This window comes from Frankia sp. AiPs1 (assembly GCF_023716945.1).
Classification (GTDB): domain Bacteria; phylum Actinomycetota; class Actinomycetes; order Frankiales; family Frankiaceae; genus Frankia.
Map to the genome: position 1 here is coordinate 1 of NZ_JAMQQF010001099.1, position 807 is coordinate 807.

1 protein-coding gene is annotated in these 807 nt (G+C 77.9%); it reads right to left on the reverse strand.

What is annotated here, in order from left to right; all coding sequences use genetic code 11:
* The coding region (locus ND748_RS33095) for a glycosyltransferase family 9 protein (RefSeq protein WP_374216105.1) at window positions 1-754 on the reverse strand (754 nt) is incomplete at its 3' end.
* Between the last annotated feature and the right edge of the window lie 53 nt (window positions 755-807).

Below are 807 nucleotides of genomic sequence, written 5' to 3' on the forward strand. Positions count from 1 at the left end.
CGCCCCGACCGCCCGTGCCGGTCCCGGCGGCGCCCGTGCCGGTGCCGGCGGGCCCGGTGCCGGCGGGCTCGGTGCCGCCGAGCGCGTTGAGGCGGTACCGGCCTTCGGCGAGCTCGGCGGCGTCCAGGGCGACGCGTCCCGGCGGGAGATCGCCGGTCTGGCCGGGCCCGCGCCGGCAGACCGCGGGTCGGCGGGCGCGGTGCGGGGGTCGGAGCCAGCCGTCGGCGGCGAGCAGCCGCACGTACCGGTCGCCGATCGGCTCGTGTGGGCCGGGGCCACGCCACAGGTCGGTCACCGCGAAGCGGGGCCGGCCCGATTCGATCGTGGCGGGCACGTCGCTGTGCCGGGTCGTGGTCACGACGAGATCGGGCCGGCGCGTCATCGCGTCGCGGACGGCGGCATGCACGGCGGGCGCGCCGTGGTCGGTCAGCGGAAGGATCTCGGCCACCCGTGGGTCGCCGTGCAGCAGCTCGTCCGCGGGGGTGAAGGTGAGCACCCGAAGCCGTGCGTCGGGATGGCTGTCGGCGAGCAGGTGGATGGCCGGCAGGGCGATGAGCAGGTCGCCGATGCCGCCGAGCAGTTCGACGAACAGGATCTCGCCGATCTCCGGGCCGCCCGACGGGGCGACCCTGGTCGGCCTCGCGCTGGCCGAACCCGCGCTGGCCGAACCCGCGCTGGCCGAACCCGCGCTGGCCGAACCCGCGCTGGCCGGGATCATGCTGGCCGGGGAGACGCTGGCCGGGGTGGCGGTCATCGGGGCCGCGGGCGGGCGTCCGCCAGCACCTGCCGGTACAGGCGGGTGTGGGT